General features: G+C 74.2%; 20 protein-coding genes. 12 read left to right on the top strand and 8 right to left on the bottom strand.

Features of this window, described 5'->3' with window-relative positions:
* Window positions 1-133 precede the first annotated feature (133 nt).
* Window positions 134-355, bottom strand: a complete 222-nt coding sequence (locus AB0927_RS39625; RefSeq protein WP_366672715.1) for a hypothetical protein — start codon at window positions 353-355, stop codon at window positions 134-136.
* Between the two features lie 191 nt (window positions 356-546).
* Between AB0927_RS39625 and AB0927_RS39620 the strand changes: the two genes are divergently transcribed.
* Window positions 547-987: a universal stress protein gene (locus tag AB0927_RS39620; protein WP_366672714.1), complete on the top strand. Its 441-nt coding sequence runs from the start codon at window positions 547-549 to the stop codon at window positions 985-987.
* 12 nt (window positions 988-999) lie between these two features.
* Here the strand turns inward: AB0927_RS39620 and AB0927_RS39615 are convergent, their stop codons facing one another.
* Window positions 1,000-1,500: a CBS domain-containing protein gene (locus AB0927_RS39615; protein ID WP_366672713.1), complete on the bottom strand. Its 501-nt coding sequence runs from the start codon at window positions 1,498-1,500 to the stop codon at window positions 1,000-1,002.
* A gap of 251 nt (window positions 1,501-1,751) precedes the next feature.
* On the opposite strand from AB0927_RS39615, the gene AB0927_RS39610 reads away from it, so the two are divergent.
* Complete coding sequence (locus AB0927_RS39610) at window positions 1,752-2,609, top strand: universal stress protein (protein WP_366672717.1); 858 nt, start codon at window positions 1,752-1,754, stop codon at window positions 2,607-2,609.
* Window positions 2,610-2,639: 30 nt separating this feature from the next.
* Here the strand turns inward: AB0927_RS39610 and AB0927_RS39605 are convergent, their stop codons facing one another.
* The gene (locus AB0927_RS39605) at window positions 2,640-3,341 is read right to left on the bottom strand and encodes a response regulator transcription factor (protein ID WP_366672712.1); all 702 of its coding nucleotides are present in this window, start codon (window positions 3,339-3,341) and stop codon (window positions 2,640-2,642) included.
* Window positions 3,342-3,535: 194 nt separating this feature from the next.
* Window positions 3,536-4,198 carry a CBS domain-containing protein gene (locus AB0927_RS39600; protein WP_366672711.1) on the bottom strand — a complete coding sequence of 221 codons (663 nt, stop codon included), beginning with the start codon at window positions 4,196-4,198 and terminating at the stop codon, window positions 3,536-3,538.
* A 217-nt stretch (window positions 4,199-4,415) separates the two neighbouring features.
* Here AB0927_RS39600 and AB0927_RS39595 point away from each other — a divergent pair, with 217 nt between their 5' ends.
* From AB0927_RS39595 to AB0927_RS39565, 7 genes are all read left to right on the top strand, one after another.
* Entirely contained in the window at window positions 4,416-5,309 is an 894-nt protein-coding gene (locus AB0927_RS39595; RefSeq protein ID WP_366672710.1) for a universal stress protein, read from the top strand.
* Window positions 5,310-5,444: 135 nt separating this feature from the next.
* Window positions 5,445-6,305, top strand: a complete 861-nt coding sequence (locus AB0927_RS39590; RefSeq protein WP_366672709.1) for a universal stress protein — start codon at window positions 5,445-5,447, stop codon at window positions 6,303-6,305.
* Window positions 6,306-6,355: 50 nt separating this feature from the next.
* Window positions 6,356-8,734 (top strand): phosphoketolase family protein, encoded by a 2,379-nt coding sequence (locus AB0927_RS39585; protein WP_366672707.1) that lies wholly within the window; start codon window positions 6,356-6,358, stop codon window positions 8,732-8,734.
* A gap of 75 nt (window positions 8,735-8,809) precedes the next feature.
* Entirely contained in the window at window positions 8,810-9,874 is a 1,065-nt protein-coding gene (locus AB0927_RS39580) for a zinc-dependent alcohol dehydrogenase family protein (protein ID WP_366672706.1), read from the top strand.
* 246 nt (window positions 9,875-10,120) lie between these two features.
* Window positions 10,121-11,842, top strand: coding sequence for a GAF domain-containing sensor histidine kinase (locus AB0927_RS39575; protein WP_366672705.1), 1,722 nt, complete (start codon window positions 10,121-10,123; stop codon window positions 11,840-11,842).
* 125 nt (window positions 11,843-11,967) lie between these two features.
* Window positions 11,968-12,669, top strand: coding sequence for a CBS domain-containing protein (locus AB0927_RS39570; protein ID WP_366672704.1), 702 nt, complete (start codon window positions 11,968-11,970; stop codon window positions 12,667-12,669).
* A gap of 31 nt (window positions 12,670-12,700) precedes the next feature.
* Complete coding sequence (locus tag AB0927_RS39565; protein ID WP_366672703.1) at window positions 12,701-13,303, top strand: hypothetical protein; 603 nt, start codon at window positions 12,701-12,703, stop codon at window positions 13,301-13,303.
* 40 nt (window positions 13,304-13,343) lie between these two features.
* Here the strand turns inward: AB0927_RS39565 and AB0927_RS39560 are convergent, their stop codons facing one another.
* Together AB0927_RS39560 and AB0927_RS39555 are read right to left on the bottom strand one after the other, a co-directional pair.
* Window positions 13,344-13,970: a CBS domain-containing protein gene (locus AB0927_RS39560; RefSeq protein WP_366672716.1), complete on the bottom strand. Its 627-nt coding sequence runs from the start codon at window positions 13,968-13,970 to the stop codon at window positions 13,344-13,346.
* Window positions 13,971-14,029: 59 nt separating this feature from the next.
* Window positions 14,030-14,488 carry a cyclic nucleotide-binding domain-containing protein gene (locus AB0927_RS39555; protein ID WP_366672702.1) on the bottom strand — a complete coding sequence of 153 codons (459 nt, stop codon included), beginning with the start codon at window positions 14,486-14,488 and terminating at the stop codon, window positions 14,030-14,032.
* Between the two features lie 406 nt (window positions 14,489-14,894).
* Here AB0927_RS39555 and AB0927_RS39550 point away from each other — a divergent pair, with 406 nt between their 5' ends.
* Window positions 14,895-15,188 carry a hypothetical protein gene (locus AB0927_RS39550; protein ID WP_366672701.1) on the top strand — a complete coding sequence of 98 codons (294 nt, stop codon included), beginning with the start codon at window positions 14,895-14,897 and terminating at the stop codon, window positions 15,186-15,188.
* Between the two features lie 6 nt (window positions 15,189-15,194).
* On the opposite strand, the gene AB0927_RS39545 is transcribed toward AB0927_RS39550, so the two are convergent.
* A complete protein-coding gene (locus tag AB0927_RS39545) occupies window positions 15,195-15,566 on the bottom strand; it encodes an STAS domain-containing protein (RefSeq protein WP_366672700.1) in 372 nt (123 codons plus the stop codon).
* 73 nt (window positions 15,567-15,639) lie between these two features.
* Window positions 15,640-16,551, bottom strand: coding sequence for an ADP-ribosylglycohydrolase family protein (locus AB0927_RS39540; protein WP_366672699.1), 912 nt, complete (start codon window positions 16,549-16,551; stop codon window positions 15,640-15,642).
* Between the two features lie 152 nt (window positions 16,552-16,703).
* Between AB0927_RS39540 and AB0927_RS39535 the strand changes: the two genes are divergently transcribed.
* Together AB0927_RS39535 and AB0927_RS39530 are read left to right on the top strand one after the other, a co-directional pair.
* Window positions 16,704-17,066 carry a metalloregulator ArsR/SmtB family transcription factor gene (locus AB0927_RS39535; protein WP_366672698.1) on the top strand — a complete coding sequence of 121 codons (363 nt, stop codon included), beginning with the start codon at window positions 16,704-16,706 and terminating at the stop codon, window positions 17,064-17,066.
* A 301-nt stretch (window positions 17,067-17,367) separates the two neighbouring features.
* Window positions 17,368-19,086 (top strand): LCP family protein, encoded by a 1,719-nt coding sequence (locus AB0927_RS39530; protein ID WP_366672697.1) that lies wholly within the window; start codon window positions 17,368-17,370, stop codon window positions 19,084-19,086.
* Window positions 19,087-19,190: the final 104 nt, after the last annotated feature.

Raw genomic sequence — 19,190 nt, 5'->3', positions numbered from 1 at the left:
GACGCATGGGGGTGCCCCCGCGCGAGCGAAGCCGAGCGTGGGGGAGTCGGCGACCGACGACAACGCCGCAGATCGGCGTGCCGGACCCCGCGTCTCCGCCAAGATCCGCCGGACACCCCTAGGGACCCGCACCTCAGCCGAACAGCCCCCGCACCCGGATCGTCTCGACCCGGCGCCACGTGCCGCCGGGCAGCAGCAGCCACTGGTTGCCGGGGCCGTGACCGCGCCAGTGGCCCGCGCCGGGGGTGGTGCGGGGGTGTGCGCCGCGGCGTGCGGGCAGCGGAGCCCCGCAGTCGCGGCCGGTACGAGGCTGTGCGGCCTTCGCCTTGCCGTTCTTCCTGGTCTGCTTGCCCATCCGTGCCTCACCTCCCGTTCCTCCCGGTTCCCCCTTACGGCATTCCCCCTTACGGCAGGATGCACCGCTCCGGCGCCCGGTGGCAGGGCCGAACGGACGCTCTTTTCTGGCGGGGCCGCGGCGCGTCGCGCAGCGTGGAGGCAGGGGGCAACAGCCGTGGCCGGCGCCGCCGCCGCAGAGAGGTGGGACAGATGGACCAGGACGTCTCCAAGCCCCGGGTCGTGGTGGGGGTCGACGGCTCGCCGTCCTCCTTCGAGGCGGTGCGCTGGGCCGTGCGCTACGCAGGGCTCGTCGGCGGCGCGGTGGAGGCCGTCGCGGCCTGGGAGGTGCCGCTGTACGGCTGGTCCGCGCCCGCGGTGGACATGTACATCGACGAGGAGGCGACCCGCGAGCAGATGGCGCAGGAGCTGACGGAGGTGCTCGGCGCGGACGCCGCCGCCGGGGTGCGCACCCGCGTGGCGCACGGCGACCCGGCCGAGATCCTGCTCCGGGCCGCCGAGGGCGCCGAGGTCGTGGTCGTCGGCAGCCGGGGCCGGGGCGGCTTCGCCCGCGTCCTGCTCGGCTCCGTCAGCCAGCGCGTGGCCGCGCACGCGCCGTGCCCGGTGGTGATCGTCCGCGACGAGGAGACCTGACGGCAGGGTCCGCTACGGCGGCCCCGGCGGCTCCCGCAGCACGCTCCACGCCACCGGCCCCAGCAGGTCCGCCAGCCGCCGGAACACGTCCAGCAGCAGGTCGTCCAGGGTCAGCACGCCCACCGGCCGGCCGTCGGCCAGGACGGGCAGCCGCCGCACGCCGGTGCGGCGGAAGGCGCGGTAGGCCTCGTGGATCTCGTCGCCCGCGTCCAGGGTGACCACCCGCGGCGACATCACCGCGTCGATCCGGCTGTCCAGCGGCAGGCCCTCGGCCAGCCCGCGCAGCGCCAGGTCGCGGTCGGTGACGATGCCGCGCAGGGTGCCGTCCTCGACGACCAGCAGGGAGCCGACGGCGGTCTCGGCCATCAGCCGGGTGGCCTGCGCCAGGGTGGCGTCCGGCGGGACGGTCACGGGCGGGGCGCTCATCAGCCGGCCGACGCTGACCTGACCCTCCACGGACGGCGCGCCGGGCGGTGGACCGGACGGTGGGCCGGGCTGGGGGAGATGGGTCATCAGGACCTCTTTCGGGGCACCGACAGGGACACCGGCACCGGGGACGCCGTCTCCGGACCGCGCCGGATCGCGCCCCTCGGCCGCCGAGGGGCCGCCGAGGGGTCGGGGCCGCCGTCCGGACTTCGCACGGAGAGTCCGATTCCCCCCGAAAGGGACAATGTACCCATCCGTCCGCCCGTTCGGCCGTGCGAACGTGGAAGCCGGACGGGCCGCTGCGCGGCCGCGCAGCCCGAGGAAAGGCGGTGAGGACGATGCCCCTGCCCCTGGTCGTGGGTGTCGACGGCTCCGACTGCAGCCTGCTGGCGGTGGACTGGGCGGCCGACGAGGCGGTCCGGCTCGGCCTGCCGCTGCGGCTCGTGCACGCCTCGCTCTGGGAGCGCTACGAGGGCCTGCTCCCCTCGCTCGGCGGCGAACCGTCCGCTCCCCATCTGATGGCCGGGCACATCGTGGCCTCGGCGACGGAACGCGTACGGCGGCGCGCCCCCGGCCTGGAGGTGGACTCCGCCGTCCTCGCCGAGGACCCGGTCTCCGCGCTGCTCGCCGAGGGGGACAACGCCACCGCCGTGGTGACCGGCAGCCGCGGCCGGGGCGAGCTGAAGGGACTGCTCCTCGGCTCGGTCTCACTGGCCGTGGCCGGGCGGGCCTGCGGGCCGGTGATCGTGGTCCGCGGTGACGCGGCCGGCCTCGGCGGCACCCACGAACGGGTGCTGCTCGGCGTCGGTGAACCCGCCACCGCCGACACGGCAGCCCGGTTCGCGCTGCGCGCGGCCGCGGCCCGCCGGTGCGTCCTGGACGCGGTGCGCACCTGGCGCCGCTCCGGCGCCCGCGCGGAGGACACGGCAGCGCCCGGCTACGAGGACGAGGCCGCCGAACTGATCGACAAACTGCTCCAGGCACCGCTGAGCGAGCACCCGGACGTACGCGTGTCCCGGACCGTCCTCGAAGGGCCGCCCGGCAAGGTGCTCCTGCACCGCTCGGCCGCCGCGGACCTGCTGGTCCTCGGGGTGCGCCGGGAGCGCGGCCACTCCGGGCTCCAACTCGGCCGCGTCACCCACCGGTTGCTGCACCACGCCAAGTGCCCCGTGGCCGTCGTACCCCGGCTGCCGTGAGAAACGCGAGAAGCGCTCGGGGCCGGGGGCTCAGCGCGCGGCGTGTTCCTTCGAGCCCCCCGGCTCCAGTTGGGAGGCGAGCACGGCGGCCTGGACCCGGCGCTGCACACCGAGCTTGGCCAGCAGCCGGGAGATGTGGTTCTTGACCGTCTTCTCCGACAGGTACAGCCGCCTGCCGATCTCGCGGTTGGTCAGGCCGTCCCCGATCAGAGCCAGGATGTCCCGCTCGCGCGGCGACAGGCCCGCCAGCTCCGGCGGCAGCGACGGCGCCTCCTCGGGCTCTGCCCGCAGCGAGCGCATCAGCCGGGCCGTGGTCTCCGGGTCCAGCATCGACTGGCCGGAGGCCACCGTGCGCACCGCGGACACCAGGTCCGAGCCCTTGATCTGCTTGAGCACATAGCCGGACGCCCCGGCCATGATCGCGTCCAGCAGGGCGTCCTCGTCGTCGAACGAGGTGAGCATGAGACACGCCAGCTCCGGCATCCGGTCGCGCAGTTCCCGGCAGACCGAGATGCCGTCCCCGTCGGGCAGCCGTACGTCCAGCACGGCGACGTGCGGGCGCAGGGCGGGGCCCCGGACCAGGGCGTGCGCGGCGGTGTCGGCGTCGCCGACGACGGAGATGTCCGGTTCGGCGTCGAGGAGGTCGGCCAGACCGCGCCGGACGACCTCATGGTCGTCCAGGAGGAACACCCGGATCGGGTCCTGTGCCGTGAAGGTGCGTGTCTCGGTCATCTCGGCCTCTCGTTCCCGGAAAGCAGGCGGACTGCGGCCCGCCACCCGGCCGATCATCGCCGGACGGCGCCGCGCGCACCAGGGCCGACCGGCCCCACTTCCCGGCGCGCACCAGGGCCGACCGGCCCCACTTCCCGCGGACCGGCCCCGCCTTCCAAGGGTGTCACGCCCGGTCGGATCCTCCGCGCTCCCCGTCACGCCTGAGCCGCCCCCTGACCGGGCGCCAGGTCGAAGCGCACGTCGACGACCCCCTCGACCGCGCGCACCAGCCGGGCCGCCACGGGGACGAGGGAGGTGTCCCGGACCCGGCCGATCACGGTCACCACGCCGTCCTCCACCCGCAGCTCCACGGCCGAGTCCGGCGGCGGGAAGAGCCGTGCCACGATCTCCTGCCGCACCTCCTCCTCGATCTCCCGGTCCCCGCGCAGGAAGACCTTGAGGAGATCGGCGCGGCTGACGACGCCCTCCAGCATGCCCGTCTCGTCCACCACGGGCAGCCGCTTGACCCGCGCGCGGGCCATGGCCCGCGCGGCCTCGGCGAGGGTCGCGTCCGCGCGGACCGTGACCGCGGGGGAGGTCATCAGGTCCCCGGCGGTGATCGCCTCGCCCTTCGCCATGTCGGCGGGGGGCCGCAGCCGCCGGTACTCCGGCGCCGGGTCGTCCCGCAGCTCCTCCTTGGGCAGCATGTCCGCCTCGGAGACCACGCCGACCACCCGGCCCTCGCCCTCGATCACGGGCACGGCGCTGACCTGCCAGTCCTGCATCATCTCCACCAGTTCCTTGAAGGGGGCGCGCCGGCCGACGGCGGCGACGGTGGTCGTCATGACGTCGCTGACGGTGTGCGGGGTGCCGTACATGGTGACTCCGTAGCTTCTCGACGGGGGTGCCGCTGTCCCCAGCGTGCGCCGGGCGCGCCCGGTCGGCACAGGGGCCGCCCGGCTCCCGCGGCCGGTCGCGCCCCGGGCCGGTCGGCCCCGGCGGGGGACCAGCGGCCCATGCTCGTCTCGCCGCTCGCGCGCAACGCTGGAATCGTCGCTCTTGTCCCCGAGAGGCGACGCCCCGAGAGGTGGAACCATGCCCCGAACCGTCACCGCGGGCCTCGACGGCTCGCCCGAGAGCCGGGCCGCCGTCGAATGGGCGGCCCGCGAAGCGGCGCTGCGCGACCTGCCGCTGCGGATCCTCCACGTGCGGGAACCCGAGACCGGCCGCGACGCCGCCGGTGCCGCCGAGGAGTGGGCCCGCGCGGTGCGCGAGTCCGCGGCGGGACTGCGGCTGCGCCACCCCGCCGTCGAGGTCCTCGCCGACCAGGTCACCGGCGAACCGGCGCGCGCCCTGGCCGAGGCGGCCGACGGGGCGGAGCTGCTGGCGCTCGGCTCCCGCGGCCTCGGCCGGCTCCGCGGGTTCCTGATCGGCTCGACCGGGCTGTCCGTCCTCGCGCACACGACGCGTCCGGTGGTGCTGGTCCGGGCGGGTGAACAGGCCGCCGACGAACACCAGCCCGACCCGTCGGGCGTCCCGTCCGCCGCGACCCCCTTCCGGCCGGTCGTCGTCGGCCTCGACATCGACGACCCCGAGGGCCCCAGCCAGACCCTCCTGGAGTTCGCGTTCGACGCCGCCGCGCGCCGTGGTGCCGTGCTGCGGGTCGTGCACGGCTGGACCCCGCCGCCGTACGCCGCGTACGGCATCCCCGCCGAGCCGCCGGTCGTGCCCTCCTTCGGACGCCGGGCGGCCACCCTGCTCACCAAGGTGCTGCGGCCCTGGCGGCAGAAGTTCCCGGACATCGAGGTGAGCGAGGCGAGCCGGCCCGGCAACGCCGCGCCGGTCCTGGTCGACGCCGCCCGGGACGCCTCCCTGGTGGTCGTCGGCCGCCGCGTCCGCACCAGCCCGTACGGCATCCACATCGGCCATGTCACCCACGCCGTCCTGCGCCACGTCGGCGCGCCCGTGGCCGTCGTCGCGCACCGCTGAGGCGACACGCGGGGCCCCGTACGGCGAGGCGCGGGGCCGAAACGGCGCCGCACCGCTCGCGGGCGCCGGGGAATCCGTCAACGATGGGGTGCGGGCCCGCCTCCTTGTCGACCCCTACCAGGGAGAGTGAACGCGATGGACCTGCCCGTCGTCGTCGGTGTCGACGGCTCCGAGGAGAGCCTGCGCGCCGTGGACTGGGCCGCCGAGGAGGCCGCCCTGCGCGGAGCACCGCTCCGCATGGTCCACGCCTCGCTCTGGGAGCGCTACGAGGGCTCCCTGATCGCCCAGGAGGTCGGCAGACCGGCCGAGGAGGTGATGGCCCAGGACATCATGGGCGCCGCCGAACGCCGGGCCCACCGCCGCCACCCCGAGCTGCGGGTCACCACCGCCGTGCTGCCCGACGAACCGTGGTTCGGGCTCGTCAACGAGAGCGACACCGCCCGCGTCGTGGTCATCGGCCACCGGGGCCGCAACGCCGTCGCCGAGCTGCTGCTCGGCTCCGTGAGCCTGTCGGTCGCCGCCCGCGCGCACTGCCCGGTGATCGTGCTGCGCGGCGGATCCGGGGACCCGGCGCCCGGCCCCGTGGTGCTCGGCGTAGCCGGGAAGAGCGCGGGCCCCGCCGCCGTGCGGTTCGCGGCCGAGGAGGCGGCGCTGCGCGGGGTGCCCCTGGAGGCCGTACGGGCCTGGCGGCGGCCCGCGCACGGCACCACCGCGCATCCGCTGCTCGCCGGCGGGCCCGCCCACGCGCAGGAAGCGGAGGCCGCCGAGATGCTGGAAGAGGCCCTGCGGGACGTCCCCGAGGGGCTGGAGCGGCACTGCCGCACCGCCGAGGGACACGCCCGCGACGTCCTCGTCGCCGCCTCCCGGACCGCCGGACTGCTCGTGGTCGGCGCCCGGCGCCGCGCCGGTCACCTCGGCCCCCAGCTCGGGCGGGTCGCCCACGGGGTGCTGCACCACGCCGCCTGCCCGGTGGCCGTCGTACCGGAGACCGACTGACCCCGCCCCGACCGAATCCCGCCCCCACCGACACCGTGATCGGAGTCCCCATGACCGAGGCCGTCCACCAGGAAACCGCTCTCACCGAGGAGGAGCTGCGCACCCTGGACGCGCACTGGCGCGCCGCCAACTACCTGGCCGCCGGCCAGATCTATCTCCTGGCCAACCCGCTGCTGACCGAGCCGCTGCGCCCCGAGCACATCAAGCCGCGGCTGCTGGGCCACTGGGGCACCTCGCCCGGACTCAACCTCGTCTACACCCACCTCAACCGCGTCATCAAGGCCCGCGACCTGGACGCGCTGTGCGTATGGGGGCCGGGACACGGCGGTCCGGCGGTCCTCGCGGGCTCCTGGCTGGAGGGGAGCTACAGCGAGACCTACCCGGACATCAGCCGGGACGCGTCCGGCATGGAGCGGCTGTTCCGGCAGTTCTCCTTCCCCGGCGGCGTGCCCAGCCACGTGGCCCCCGAGACGCCCGGCTCCATCCACGAGGGCGGCGAACTCGGCTACTCCCTCGCACACGCCTACGGCGCCGCCTTCGACAACCCCGGCCTGCTCGTGGCCTGCGTGATCGGCGACGGCGAGGCGGAGACCGGACCGCTCGCCGCGTCCTGGCACTCCGACAAGTTCCTCGACCCGGTGCACGACGGCGCCGTCCTGCCCATCCTGCACCTCAACGGCTACAAGATCGCCAACCCGACCGTGCTGTCCCGGCTCCCCGAGGACGAACTCGACGCCCTGCTGCGCGGATACGGCCACGAACCCCTGCACGTCACCGGCGACGACCCCGCCGAGGTGCACCGCGCGCTGGGCGCCGCCCTCGACCGGGCCCTGGACCACATCGCCCGGACGCAGCGCGCCGCCCGCGACGAGGGAGCCACCGAGCGGGTGCGCTGGCCGATGATCGTGCTGCGCACCCCCAAGGGCTGGACCGGCCCCGCCGAGGTGGACGGCGTACCGGTCGAGGGCACCTGGCGCGCCCACCAGGTCCCGCTCCCGGGCGTGCGCGAGAACCCCGGGCACCTGCGGCAGCTGGAGCAGTGGCTGCGCTCGTACCGGCCCGAGGAACTGTTCGGCGCGGACGGCCGGCCCGTCGCCGACGTCCTCGCCTGCGTCCCCGAGGGGGCCAGGCGCCTGGGCGCGAACCCGCACGCCAACGGCGGCGTCCTGCTGCGCGACCTGCCGCTGCCGCCCCTGGACACCTTCGCCGTGGCCGTCGACAAGCCGGGCACCGCCCTGCACGAACCCACCCGGATCCTCGGCGACCTCCTCGAACAGGTCATGGCGGACACCCGCGAGCGCCGGGACTTCCGCCTCGTCGGCCCGGACGAGACCGCCTCCAACCGGCTCCAGGCCGTCTTCGACGCCAGCGGCAAGGCATGGCAGGCCGAGGTGCTCCCGGTGGACGAACACCTCGACCGGCACGGGCGGGTGCTGGAGATCCTCTCCGAACACCTCTGCCAGGGCTGGCTGGAGGGCTATCTGCTCACCGGCCGGCACGGACTGTTCTCCTGCTACGAGGCTTTCGTGCACATCGTCGACTCGATGGTCAACCAGCACATCAAGTGGCTGCGGACCTCACGGCGGCTGACCTGGCGGGCCCCCATCGCCTCCCTCAACTACCTGCTCACCTCGCACGTCTGGCGCCAGGACCACAACGGCTTCTCGCACCAGGACCCCGGGTTCGTGGACCACGTCCTCAACAAGAGCCCCGAGGTCGTCCGCGTGTACCTGCCGCCGGACACCAACACCCTGCTGTCGGTGGCCGACCACGTGCTGCGCAGCCGCGACTACGTCAACGTCGTCGTCGCCGGCAAACAGCCCTGCTTCGACTGGCTGACCATGGACCAGGCCCGCGCCCACTGCGCACGCGGCGCCGGGATCTGGGAGTGGGCCGGCACGGAGAACGGCGGCGAACCCGACGTCGTCCTCGCCTGCGCAGGCGACGTCCCCACACAAGAGGTGCTCGCCGCCGCCCAGTTGCTGCGCCGGCACCTGCCCGACCTCGGCGTGCGGGTCGTCAACGTGGTCGACATGACCCGGCTGCTGCCGCACGACGAACACCCGCACGGCATGACCGACTTCGAGTACGACGGCCTGTTCACCACCGACAAGCCCGTCGTCTTCGCCTACCACGGCTACCCGTGGCTCATCCACCGCCTCGCCTACCGCCGCACCGGCCACAAGCACCTCCACGTGCGCGGCTACAAGGAATCGGGCACCACGACCACCCCCTTCGACATGGTCGTCCGCAACGACCTCGACCGCTACCGCCTCGTCATGGACGTCATCGACCGCGTCCCCGGCCTCGCGGTACGCGCCGCGGCCGTCCGCCAGACCATGGCCGACGCCCGCAGCCGCCACCACGACTGGATCCGCGAACACGGCACCGACCTGCCGGAAGTGGCGGAGTGGACCTGGGGCGGGTGACGGGAACCCACCGGCCCGCCCGGTCCGGACATACCAAGACATGTCTGCCCGCAAGGAAAGAGGGTGAGGAGCGGCATGAAGGGCTATGTCTTTCACGGGCCCGGACAGGCGTCCTGGGAGGACGTCGCGGACCCGGACCTCAAGGAGCCGACCGACGCGATCGTGAAGGTCCAGGCGGTCACCATCTGCGGGACGGACCTGCACATCCTCAAGGGGGACGTGCCCGAGGTGCGACCCGGCACGGTGCTCGGGCACGAGGCCGTCGGGGAGGTCGTCGAGACCGGCGGCGACGTGCGCGCCGTACGCCCCGGCGACCGGGTGCTGCTCTCCTGCGTCACCTCGTGCGGGCGCTGCCGCTACTGCCGGGAGGGCCGCTACGGCCAGTGCCTGGGCGGCGGTGGCTGGATCCTCGGGCACCTGATCGACGGCACCCAGGCCGAGTACGTCCGCGTCCCGCACGCCGACCTGTCCGTGCACCCGCTGCCCGGCACCCTGGCGAGCGAGGACGCCGTGCTGCTCGCGGACATCTTCCCCACCTCCTACGAGGTGGGCGTCCTCAACGGGCGGGTGCGCCCCGGCGACACCGTCGTGGTCGTCGGCGCCGGTCCGGTCGGGCTCGCGGCGATCGCCACGGCACGCCTGTTCACGCCGGAGCGGATCATCGCCGTGGACCTCGCCCCGGCCCGGCTGGAGGCCGCCCGTCGGTTCGGCGCCGACGCGGTCGCGGACATCCGCGAGGATCCGCGCCAACTGGTCGCGGACCTGACCGACGGGCTCGGCGCGGACGTGGCCATCGAGGCCGTCGGCGTGCCGGAGACCTTCGAACTGTGCACCCGCGCGGTGCGCCCCGGCGGGCACGTGGCCAACGTCGGCGTGCACGGCAAGCCCGCCACGCTGCACCTGGAAGACCTGTGGATCAGGAACCTGACCATCACCACAGGCCTGGTGGACACCTACTCCACCCCGACCCTGCTGAAAATGGCCGCGGCCGGGCGGCTGCCGACCGGCCCCCTGGTCACCCACACCTTCCCGTTGGACCAGATGGAGCGGGCGTACGACGTCTTCTCCCGCGCCGCCGAGACCGGCGCGCTGAAGATCGTCCTCGGCGGCGAGCAGCACGAACTGGCGGTGCCCACCTGAGCCGCACCGCGACGACCGGATCCGGGGACGGAGCGGCACCGCGGGGGACCGGTGCCGCTCCTGATGCCACTGTCGCCCCTCTCCCACGGCTCCCGGCAGTGCCGTTCGGCACCGGCCCGGGACCGTACGGCCCGGCGCCACCGCCGAGGCACATGCCGGCCGCGTATCCCCGCCCTCCGCCGAGCGGCTACCGTGTCCCGGGAACCCACCCGTTCGAGGACATGAGCAGGTGGGGAGTTGGAGGGCATGGTGACCGGAACGGAGGAGCCCGGCGTGCGGCTGCCGCAGCTGAAGCTGGACGAGCTGCTGGAGGAACTGCAGGCCAGGATCGACGCGGCCCGCGGTACCCGGGACCGGGTGCACAGCCTGCTGGAGGCGGTCCTCTCCGTCGGCCGCGAGCTGGAGCTGGAACAGGTCCTGCACTCCATCGTGGAGGCAGCCGCTGCCCTGGTGGACGCGGAGTACGCGGCGCTCGGCGTCATCGGCCCGGACGGCAGGACCCTCGCCGCGTTCCACACCGTGGGCCTGTCCGAGGACCGGATCGCCCGGATCGGCCCCTACCCGGAGGGCCACGGCATCCTCGGCGAGCTGATCCGCCACCCGGAGCCCCTGCGCCTGCCGAAGCTCTCCGCGCACCCGGCGTCGTACGGCTTCCCGCCCGGCCACCCGCCGATGAACACCTTCCTCGGCGTCCCGATCCGCGTCCGCGACCAGGTCTTCGGCAACCTGTACCTCACCGAGAAGCGCGGCGGGGCCGACTTCGACGAGGAGGACGAGTCGGTCCTCGCCACGCTCGCCGTCGCCGCGGGCGTCGCCATCGACAACGCCCGCCTCTACGAGGACTCCCGGCTGCGCGAACGCTGGCTGATGGCGAGCGCCGAGATCAGCCACAGCCTGATGTCCGGCAGCGAGCGCGCCGAGGCCCTGGACCTGATCGCCGAACGCGCCCGGGAGATCACCGGCTCGGCGCTCGCCGCCGTCGCGATGCCGATGCCGGACACCGAGGCGCTCGGCGTGGAGATCGCCGTAGGCGCCCAGGCCGAGGCCCACCGCGGCCTCGTACTGCCCCTGGAACACAGCCTCATGGGCCTGGCCTTCACCGCCGCCGCCCCGGTCACCAGCGACGACGTCGCCCACGACGCACGCGTCTGCCAGGAACCCACGCGCTTCGACGGTCTCGGCCCCGCCGTCGCCGTCCCGATCGGCACCGGCGAGGGCGGCGCCCGCGGTGTCGTCCTGCTGGCGCGCGAGAGCGGCCGACCGGTGTTCTCGGACATGGAGACCGAGCGGCTGCGGGGCTTCGCCGCACAGGCCGCGATCGCCATGGAACTCGCCCAGCGCCGGCAGGCCGCCCAGCAGATCGCGCTCCTGGAGGACCGCGACCGCATCGCCCGGGACCTGCACGACCTCGCCATCCAGCGACTCTTCGCCACCGGCATGACCCTCCAGAGCGCGGGCCGCTTCATCGAGCACCCGGAGGCCTCCGAGCGGGTGTTGCGCGCCGTGGACGACCTGGACGAGACCATAAAGATCATCCGGTCGACCATCTTCGGACTGCGCGCCCGCGAGGGCGCCGCGGCCGGCGGACTGCGCGCCCGCGTGGTCAGGGCGGCCGGCGAGGCCGCCCCGGTGCTGGGCTTCGCGCCCAGCCTGCGCATGGAGGGCCTGGTCGACACCGACGTACCGGGCGAGATCGCCGACCAGGTGGTCGCCGTACTCTCCGAGGCCCTCACCAACATCGCCCGGCACGCCCACGCCGACCGCGCCGAGGTACTGCTCGTCGCCGACGGCCGCGAGGTGCGCCTGCGGGTCCGCGACAACGGCGTCGGCATCCCCGCCGGCGGCCGCCGCAGCGGGCTGCGCAACATGGCGGAGCGCGCGGAGCGGCTCGGCGGCCGGCTCGAAGTGGGCGAGAGCGAAGGGGGCGGGGCCACACTGGAGTGGCGGGTCCCGCTGCCCGTGTCGTGACCCCGGTCCCCCCGGGGACACGGGACCGGTGGGCACCCGATCGGGTCCGGCCGGCCCATGACACCGGCCGGGCGGCGACCGCAGGCTGAACGTGCCGCGCGGCACCAGAGCCCCGGGAGGAAGCCATGGACGGCACTCCGACCACCGTGCAGGACGTGATGACCCGCAGGGTGCTCGCCCTGCGCGCCGAGGCGGGCTTCAAGGACATCGTGCAGGCCATGCGCGAGTGGCGGGTCGGCGCCGTACCGGTGCTGGACGAGGCCGGACACGTCGTCGGGGTCGTCTCCGAGGCGGATCTGCTGCCCAAGGAGGAGTACCGCGAAAGCGACCTCGACCGGTACGGCAGGATGCGCCACCTCGCCGAGCTGACGAAGGCCGGCGCGGCGACCGCGGAACAGCTCATGACCACCCCGGCGGTCACCGTGGCCCCGGACGCCACCCTCGGCCACGCCGCGCGCGTCATGGCCCGCGCCCGCGTCAAACAGCTCCCGGTCGTGGACCCCGAGGGCACCCTGCTCGGCATCGTGAGCCGCTCCGACCTGCTGAAGGTGTTCCTGCGGGGGGACGCGGACATCGCCGAGGAGGTCGGCCGCGAGGTCGTCGCCCGTCTCTTCGGCCCAGAAGCGGCCGGGATCCGGGTGGAGGTGCACGATGGTGTCGTGACGCTCAGCGGCCGGGTCCGGGAGACCGCCCTCGTACCGCTCGCCGGACGCCTCGCACGGGCCGTGCCCGGTGTGGTGGACGTGCGGTGCGCGCTGGCCGGGCCGCCGCGCCACCCGGATCTGGACCCCGACCTGCCGGACGCCGAGTCGGTGCGCACCCCCTGAGGGGCCGCCGGCGCGAGAGGAGGCGGTGACGATGGCACGGACACCTGCCACGACGGTCAGGCCGGTACGGCTGTGGCGCTGGCGGCGCAATCCGCTGCGGCGGCACAGCGATGTCGTCGAGGCCTGGATCGTCCTCGCCACCTGGGTGCTCGTCCTGCTCTGCGGCGTCCTCGCCGGTCTCCTCGCGGCCCAGGCCTCCGCCGCGTCGTACGCCGCCCGGCTCGCCCAGGTGCACCCCGTCACGGCGGTGCTCACCGACCCGGCGGCCCCGGCCGCGGCCCCCGGCACCGGCTACGACGACGGGCGGGTGTGGGCCACCGTGCGCTGGAGCGATCCGGACGGCGCGGTGCACACCGACCGGGCGAAGGTCGCGCCCGGCGCCGCCGCCGGAAGCATCGTCACGGTCTGGGCGAACCACGCCGACCACGTCGTCTCCCCGCCCGTCACCGGCGCCTCGGCCGACCTCCAGGCGGCCCTGACCGGCGTCCTCGTCGGCCCGTCGGCGGGCGCGGCCCTGTGGTGCGCGGGCTGGCTGGTCCGGGGCCGGCTCATCCGGCGCCGGATGGCCGAGTGGGACGAGGAGTGGAAGCAGATAGGCCCCCGCTGGGGGAACCTCAGCGGAGGCCGAGGCTGATCAGCCTCCGGGCGTCAGCCCCGTCCGTCAGCCCCGTCCGTCAGCCCTCGTCCGTCAGCCCTCCGTCAGATGGGAGTCCAGCCCCCACCACGCCCTCCACGGCCCGTACCATCCGCTCCGCGAGCGGGATCCGCGTACCGTCCGTGACCTTCCCCGTCAGCGTGACGACCCCGTCGACCACGATGACGTGCAACGGCTCGGCCGGCGCCGGGAACAGCACGTCCAGCACCTCGCGCCGGATCTCGTCGGCCAGCTCGTGGTCCTCGCGCAGGAACACCTTGAGCAGGTCGCCCCGGCTCACCACGCCCTCCAGCACCCCCTCCGCGGTCACCACCGGCAGCCGCTTGACGCGCTTGAGCGCCATGATGCGCGCCGCCTCGGCGAGCGTGGCGTCGGCGTGCACGGTGATGGCGGGCGTGCTCATCAGCTCCTCCGCGGTCACCGCCCCGGCCTTGGCCAGATCGCCCAGCCGGCGCCGCTGGGTCATCCGGTCGGGATCGCTGTCCCGGAACTCCTCCTTGGGCAGCAGATCCGCCTCGGAGACCACGCCGATCACTCGGCCGTCGCCCGCCAGCACCGGCAGGGCGCTGACGTTCCACTGCTCCATCCGCGCCACGATGTCCTTGAACAGGGCCCTGCGTCCCACCGCCACCGCGGCGCGCGTCATCACGTCGCCCACCCGGCTCGGGCTGCCGGTCGGGGGCTCCCCGGCGGGCGGCCCGGCGGTCACCGGGCGCTCCCGCTGCCGTAGGGGGCGTAGAGGTCGAGCAGCCGGATCCGGGAGGCGTGCAGCCGCTGGGCGACCACACGGCCGACCCAGAGCGCGATCGCCCGCCCGAACTCCGGATCGCTGTCGCACAGGGCGAGCACGGAGCCGGCATCGAACTCCCAGGCCCGCACCGGGCTCATCGACTCGGCGCCCAGGTGCCAGACGTGCGGCGGGAAGTGCCAGGACCAGCCGACCAGTTCGCCGCGGCCGAGGGTCTCGATGACGGCGGGCCGGCGGCCGGGTACGCGCAGGTCGAGGGCGATGGTGCCGGTGCGCACGATCCAGAAGCGGTCGGCGCGCCGACCCTCCTCGAACAGCCGCGTGCCGGCCTCGAAGGACACCTCACGGGCGAGGCTCGTCAGCCGATCGCGCTGGAGGGGGTCGAGCGCCGTGGTCATGGTGGTGGCGGAGGTCATCGCACCGGCTCCCTTCCTGGTGTGGTGTTCCCAGGGTGGGGGCGTCCGCCCGGCGCCGCCACAGGTCGTCCGGGCCCGGGTGGGGGCCTTTCGGCCCACGTCCGCGTCCACGTCGGGTCGGTGAGCGGCCGGGGCGGGAAGGGCCACCCGCTTCTCGCGGATCCGGATTGCGCGGTGCGCGGCTCCCGGCCGCTTCCCCGCGTCTCGACGGCTCTTCCCGCCACCACCAGCACACCACGAGAGCCGTCTGTGCACCAGTGCCGTCCGGTACCGGAAAGCCCCGGAAGAGGGCCGGACGGCCCCAGGCGTCCCCGGCGCCTTTGGCGCACCATGGGGGCAGGCGTAGGGGGATGTGAACACGCGAACCCGTCAAGGGGGCGTGGAGCGGAGAAGAGAGGCTGAGAGCATGGTCTTCGCATCTTGGACCACCCCCGGGGTCTTCACCGGCCGGGGCGGCGCCCGCACCGACGAGGCGGGGATCCTCACCGGCGACCTGACCGTCCACACCACCTGGGACGGCCGCAAGGCCGACGTCTCGGTGCAGTACAGCGGCACCTCCCAGTGGTTCACGCTCAGCGGCAGCCCGGTGCCCTGCCGCTCCGAGCGGGGCAGCCGGGACCTGCACCAGGAGGTGGTCGAGTCGATCAGGGCCGGTGCCGAGGCCACCGTCCCCCGGGCCCACCAGACCGCCACGTCGTAGCGGACGTCACGCGTCCAGCGCCGCCTCCACGCTCGGGTAGCAGCCGATCAGGCCGGTGAGCCCGACCATCTCCAGGGTGCGCAGCACGGATCTGCGCACCCCGGCCAGGCGCAGCCAGCCGGCCGGCTCATGGGCCTGGTGGGCGGCGATGAGGACGTTGATGCCGCTGGAGTCCATGAACCCCACCCCGGCGAGGTCGGCCACCGTGTGCGGCGCGTCCGTGGCGGCCGCGGGCATCAGCGCGCGCCGCAGGACGCCGGCGGTCCGGTGGTCGACCTCACCGGCCACCGTGACGACGACCGCCCCGTCGAGCGGCGCCCGGCCGACCGTCAGCCCGGCCGGTTCCTGTGGTTCGTCGGTGCTCGCGCTGTCTGTCACACGTACCTCGGCCTTGTTCGAAGGTCCCTCGGGGTCCCTGCCCGGACCCCGTTCACGGGCAGCCTGCCCAGGATCAGCCGGACGATGCCGGACCGATGCCGCCCGGCAGCGGCTCCCGGCGCTCCAGCCACGCGCGCGGTACGGCCGCCACCCCGGTGCGCGCGGCCACGATGCCACCGGCGATGGCACACGTGGTGTCGACGTCGCCGAACCCCTCCGCGGTGGTCCACAGGGCGGACACGAGATCGGCCGGATGGCGGGCGGCGCACCACACGGCGAACGGCACGGTGTCGTCGGCGCGGATCCGCTGCCCGTTGCCGAGCAGGTCCGAGGCGCGCCACGGCTCGGTGGCGAAGGGGACCTCGGCGGCGCGGACCAGCCCGTCACGGACCGCGCCGTCCGGAGTCAGGGCCGCCACCTCGGCGACGGTCAGCGAGCCGCGTGCGGACAGCGCGGCCGCGACCGCCACGGCGACCGCTCCGGCGATGCCCTCGGGATGGGCGTGGGTGACCTCCGCGGACCGTGTCGCCTCCGCGACCACCCGGGGCAGGCTGCCGTGGAAGAACGCGCCCAGCGGCGCCACCCGCATGGCCGCGCCGTTGCCGAGACTGCCCTGGCCGCCGAACAGCGCGCGGGCGAACTCCGGCCATCGGTCGGGTAGTTCGAGCAGGCGCGGCAGCAACTGGTGCATGCCGTGGCCGTAACCCCGGGCGGGATCGCCGTCGTAGCCGAGCGCGAAGGCCAGCGCCAGTTCGCGCCGGCGGACCTCGCCGTGCTCGTCCAGCACCCGCAGCAGCGCGAGGGCCATGGCCGTGTCGTCGGTCCAGTGCCACGGCGATTCCTCGGGGGCGCGCCGGGCGCGTATCTCCCGCAGGGCCTGGCGGGGTTCGCGGAAGAGCGGGAACCAGCGTTCACCGAAGGCGTCGCCGAGCGCCAGGCCCTCCAGGCTGCGGCGGGCGGCGGTCCGGTCCGTGGTCGCGGTCATGGTCACCGATTCTGCCCCGCCGGCTCACCGCGGTGTGGCGGCGTGCGGCGGAACCAGGTGCACGGCGACAGCGGAAACGGGCCGCCCGCGCCGCCTACACTGGACCGGCGCACAGGCGCCGGCAGTGCTGAGGGCGGGGACAGGAGAGGATCGTGACGGACAACGCCGGGGGCTACGACGATCCGCCCGCCGAGGTGCTGACCGAGGCCGCCGCCGCGTTCGGACTCCTCGCCTCCTCCGCCAGGCTCCATCTGATGTGGGCCCTGTCACAGGGTGAGAGCGATGTCACGCACCTCGCCGACCGGGTGGGCGGCGCGCTGCCCGCGGTCAGCCAGCACCTGGCCAAACTGAAGCTCGCCGGACTCGTCCGCTCCCGCCGCGAGGGCAGGCGCCAGGTGTACTACATCGACGATCCCGACGTCGTGACCCTCGTCCGTGTGATGGTCGGCCAGCTCACCGCCCGGGTCCGGAACACCGCCGCCCCCGTTCGCCGGCTGCACGGGATCGGCGGCTGAGCGTCACCGCGCCTTCCGGCACCCGGGCAGCCGGCTTGGGTAAGAGCGCTCGCCTGTACGCTCCGCTGACAGGCGCGACGCGTAGACTCCGGCTGCCGCGTCAGCTCGCCCAGGGTTTGTCGGTGCGTTGAGGTGTCTCACCTGTGAATCTCGTGTGCATCCCTGCTGCCCCGGGTCATTTGTTTGTTAGATTGCGCAACCATGCAATCGAGGTGAGGCGGCACGTCACCGCCTCGTACACCACCGCGCACGCCCGGCCGCAGCGTCGACGGCCAGGCCCGACCGTTCAGGGGAGTGGGAGATGAGCGACCCGTGGGACGGCCCGGCCGGCCAGGCCACACGCCGCCGCGACCGGCGGGTGCCCGGCCAGCGGGCTCCCGAGTCCGACGCGGCACGTTCCGACGATGCGGCCCGCCCCCCGGGCGGCCGGGCCGCGGCCCGCGCGGCGGCCCGCTCCCACGGTGGGAAGCGCGCCCGCAGGGCCCGCCCGGTGCCGCGCGCCAAGCGCGTGCTGAAGACCCTGGCGATATCGCTGTCGACGCTCATCGTGGTCACCGCCGGAGCCGGCTGGTGGTTCTACGACCACCTGAACGGCAACATCCACAGCCTCTCCCTGAACGGCAAGGGCGGCACCGAGAAGGCCGACGCCTTCGGCCGCACCCCGATCAACATCCTGGTGATGGGCTCCGACGGGCGCACCAACACGGCGGACTGCAAGCTCGGCGGCGGCTGTTCCCACACCGGTGTGCAGACCGGGAGCAACGCGGACGTGGAAATGGTCGTGCACATATCCGCCGACCGCTCCAACGCCACCGTGATGAGCATCCCGCGCGACACCATGACGCGGGTGCCGGCCTGCAAGAACCCCGAGAACGGCCAGTCCACCCAGGGTTACTTCGGCCAGATCAACAGCGCCCTCCAGTACGGCCCCGCCTGCCAGGTGGAGACCGTCCACCAGCTCACCGGCATCGTCATCGACCACTTCGTCAAGCTCGACTTCTCCGGCGTGGTCAAGATGTCCGACGCCGTCGGCGGCGTCCCCGTGTGCGTCAGCGACAACGTCTACGACACCTACTCGCACCTGAAGCTGTCCAAGGGCACCCACACCCTCAAGGGCGTCGCGGCCCTGGAGTTCGTCCGCTCCCGGCACGGCTTCGGCGACGGCAGCGACCTGGGGCGTACGGTCTCCCAGCACATCTTCCTCAGTTCGATGATCCGCAAGTTCAAGAGCGCGGGCACGCTGACCGACCCCGGCGCGGTCTACGACCTCGCGGACGCCGCCACCAAGGCGCTCACCGTGGACAGCGGACTCGGCACGGTGAAGAAGCTGATCGGGCTCGCCTCGGACGTGAACAAGGTCCCCACCAAGCGGATGACCTTCACGACCATGCAGACGGCGGCCGACCCGGCCGACGACAACCGTGTGGTGGTGGGTCCCGGCGCCAAGACCCTCTTCGCCACCATCGCCAACGACCAGTCCCTGACCACCGGCTCCGGCGGCAAGAGCGCGGTGGCCGCCGCCACCAAGAAGCCCAGCACACCGGCCGTGCCCGCCGCGCGGATCGCCGTGACGATCGAGAACGGCACCGCCGTCACCGGCCGCGCGTCCGCCATCGCCACCGCGCTCACCGACCAGGGCTTCAGCTCCGGCACGACCACGGCCAACGCGCCGAGCCCGTCGGAGACCACCACGCTCACCTACGGCGACGGGCAGGAGGGCGAGGCGCAGACGGTCGCCAAGGCGCTCGGCCTGTCCGGCTCGCACCTGAAGCAGGGCACCGGCACCGGCCTGACCCTCGTCATCGGCGGCGACTGGACGAGCGGCACCACCTTCCCCGGGGGCTCCTCCGGGCCCGCCGACACCAAGACGGCGGTGTCCAACGCCCACGCCTCCACGGCCGACCAGGCCAAGGCGTGCGCCAAGGTCAGCCCCTACAAGACCGTCTCCCTCAACGGCGTGCCCATGACGCCGTCCGAGGCGTACGCGGAGGCCAGGACCAAGCCGGACTCGGACTCCTGACGGCACGTGCCCCTAGTAGTGCTTTGTTAGGTCGTGTCGTAGGGCTGCCATGGGGTGGGTTGTCGGCAGGTGGGGCAAGTGCCGGTCCAGGTGGCCAGCAGGTG

Source organism: Streptomyces sp. NPDC048106, assembly GCF_040706415.1.
Lineage (GTDB): Bacteria > Actinomycetota > Actinomycetes > Streptomycetales > Streptomycetaceae > Streptomyces.
The sequence above is the reverse complement of the archived record's forward strand: the minus strand, read 5'-3'. Positions and strand labels throughout refer to the sequence as shown.

What these genes read in the sequence shown, in the direction of transcription:
- AB0927_RS39580 (WP_366672706.1), top strand. Translation starts at nt 8,810, where the DNA reads ATGAAGGGCTATGTCTTTCACGGGCCCGGACAGGCGTCCTGGGAGGAC.
- AB0927_RS39585 (WP_366672707.1), top strand. Translation starts at nt 6,356, where the DNA reads ATGACCGAGGCCGTCCACCAGGAAACCGCTCTCACCGAGGAGGAGCTG.
- AB0927_RS39575 (WP_366672705.1), top strand. Translation starts at nt 10,121, where the DNA reads ATGGTGACCGGAACGGAGGAGCCCGGCGTGCGGCTGCCGCAGCTGAAG.
- AB0927_RS39625 (WP_366672715.1), bottom strand. Translation starts at nt 355, where the DNA reads ATGGGCAAGCAGACCAGGAAGAACGGCAAGGCGAAGGCCGCACAGCCT.
- AB0927_RS39565 (WP_366672703.1), top strand. Translation starts at nt 12,701, where the DNA reads ATGGCACGGACACCTGCCACGACGGTCAGGCCGGTACGGCTGTGGCGC.
- AB0927_RS39555 (WP_366672702.1), bottom strand. Translation starts at nt 14,488, where the DNA reads ATGACCTCCGCCACCACCATGACCACGGCGCTCGACCCCCTCCAGCGC.
- AB0927_RS39560 (WP_366672716.1), bottom strand. Translation starts at nt 13,970, where the DNA reads ATGACGCGCGCCGCGGTGGCGGTGGGACGCAGGGCCCTGTTCAAGGAC.
- AB0927_RS39540 (WP_366672699.1), bottom strand. Translation starts at nt 16,551, where the DNA reads ATGACCGCGACCACGGACCGGACCGCCGCCCGCCGCAGCCTGGAGGGC.
- AB0927_RS39620 (WP_366672714.1), top strand. Translation starts at nt 547, where the DNA reads ATGGACCAGGACGTCTCCAAGCCCCGGGTCGTGGTGGGGGTCGACGGC.
- AB0927_RS39605 (WP_366672712.1), bottom strand. Translation starts at nt 3,341, where the DNA reads ATGACCGAGACACGCACCTTCACGGCACAGGACCCGATCCGGGTGTTC.
- AB0927_RS39590 (WP_366672709.1), top strand. Translation starts at nt 5,445, where the DNA reads ATGGACCTGCCCGTCGTCGTCGGTGTCGACGGCTCCGAGGAGAGCCTG.
- AB0927_RS39600 (WP_366672711.1), bottom strand. Translation starts at nt 4,198, where the DNA reads ATGTACGGCACCCCGCACACCGTCAGCGACGTCATGACGACCACCGTC.
- AB0927_RS39530 (WP_366672697.1), top strand. Translation starts at nt 17,368, where the DNA reads ATGAGCGACCCGTGGGACGGCCCGGCCGGCCAGGCCACACGCCGCCGC.
- AB0927_RS39570 (WP_366672704.1), top strand. Translation starts at nt 11,968, where the DNA reads ATGGACGGCACTCCGACCACCGTGCAGGACGTGATGACCCGCAGGGTG.
- AB0927_RS39610 (WP_366672717.1), top strand. Translation starts at nt 1,752, where the DNA reads ATGCCCCTGCCCCTGGTCGTGGGTGTCGACGGCTCCGACTGCAGCCTG.
- AB0927_RS39615 (WP_366672713.1), bottom strand. Translation starts at nt 1,500, where the DNA reads ATGACCCATCTCCCCCAGCCCGGCCCACCGTCCGGTCCACCGCCCGGC.
- AB0927_RS39550 (WP_366672701.1), top strand. Translation starts at nt 14,895, where the DNA reads ATGGTCTTCGCATCTTGGACCACCCCCGGGGTCTTCACCGGCCGGGGC.
- AB0927_RS39595 (WP_366672710.1), top strand. Translation starts at nt 4,416, where the DNA reads ATGCCCCGAACCGTCACCGCGGGCCTCGACGGCTCGCCCGAGAGCCGG.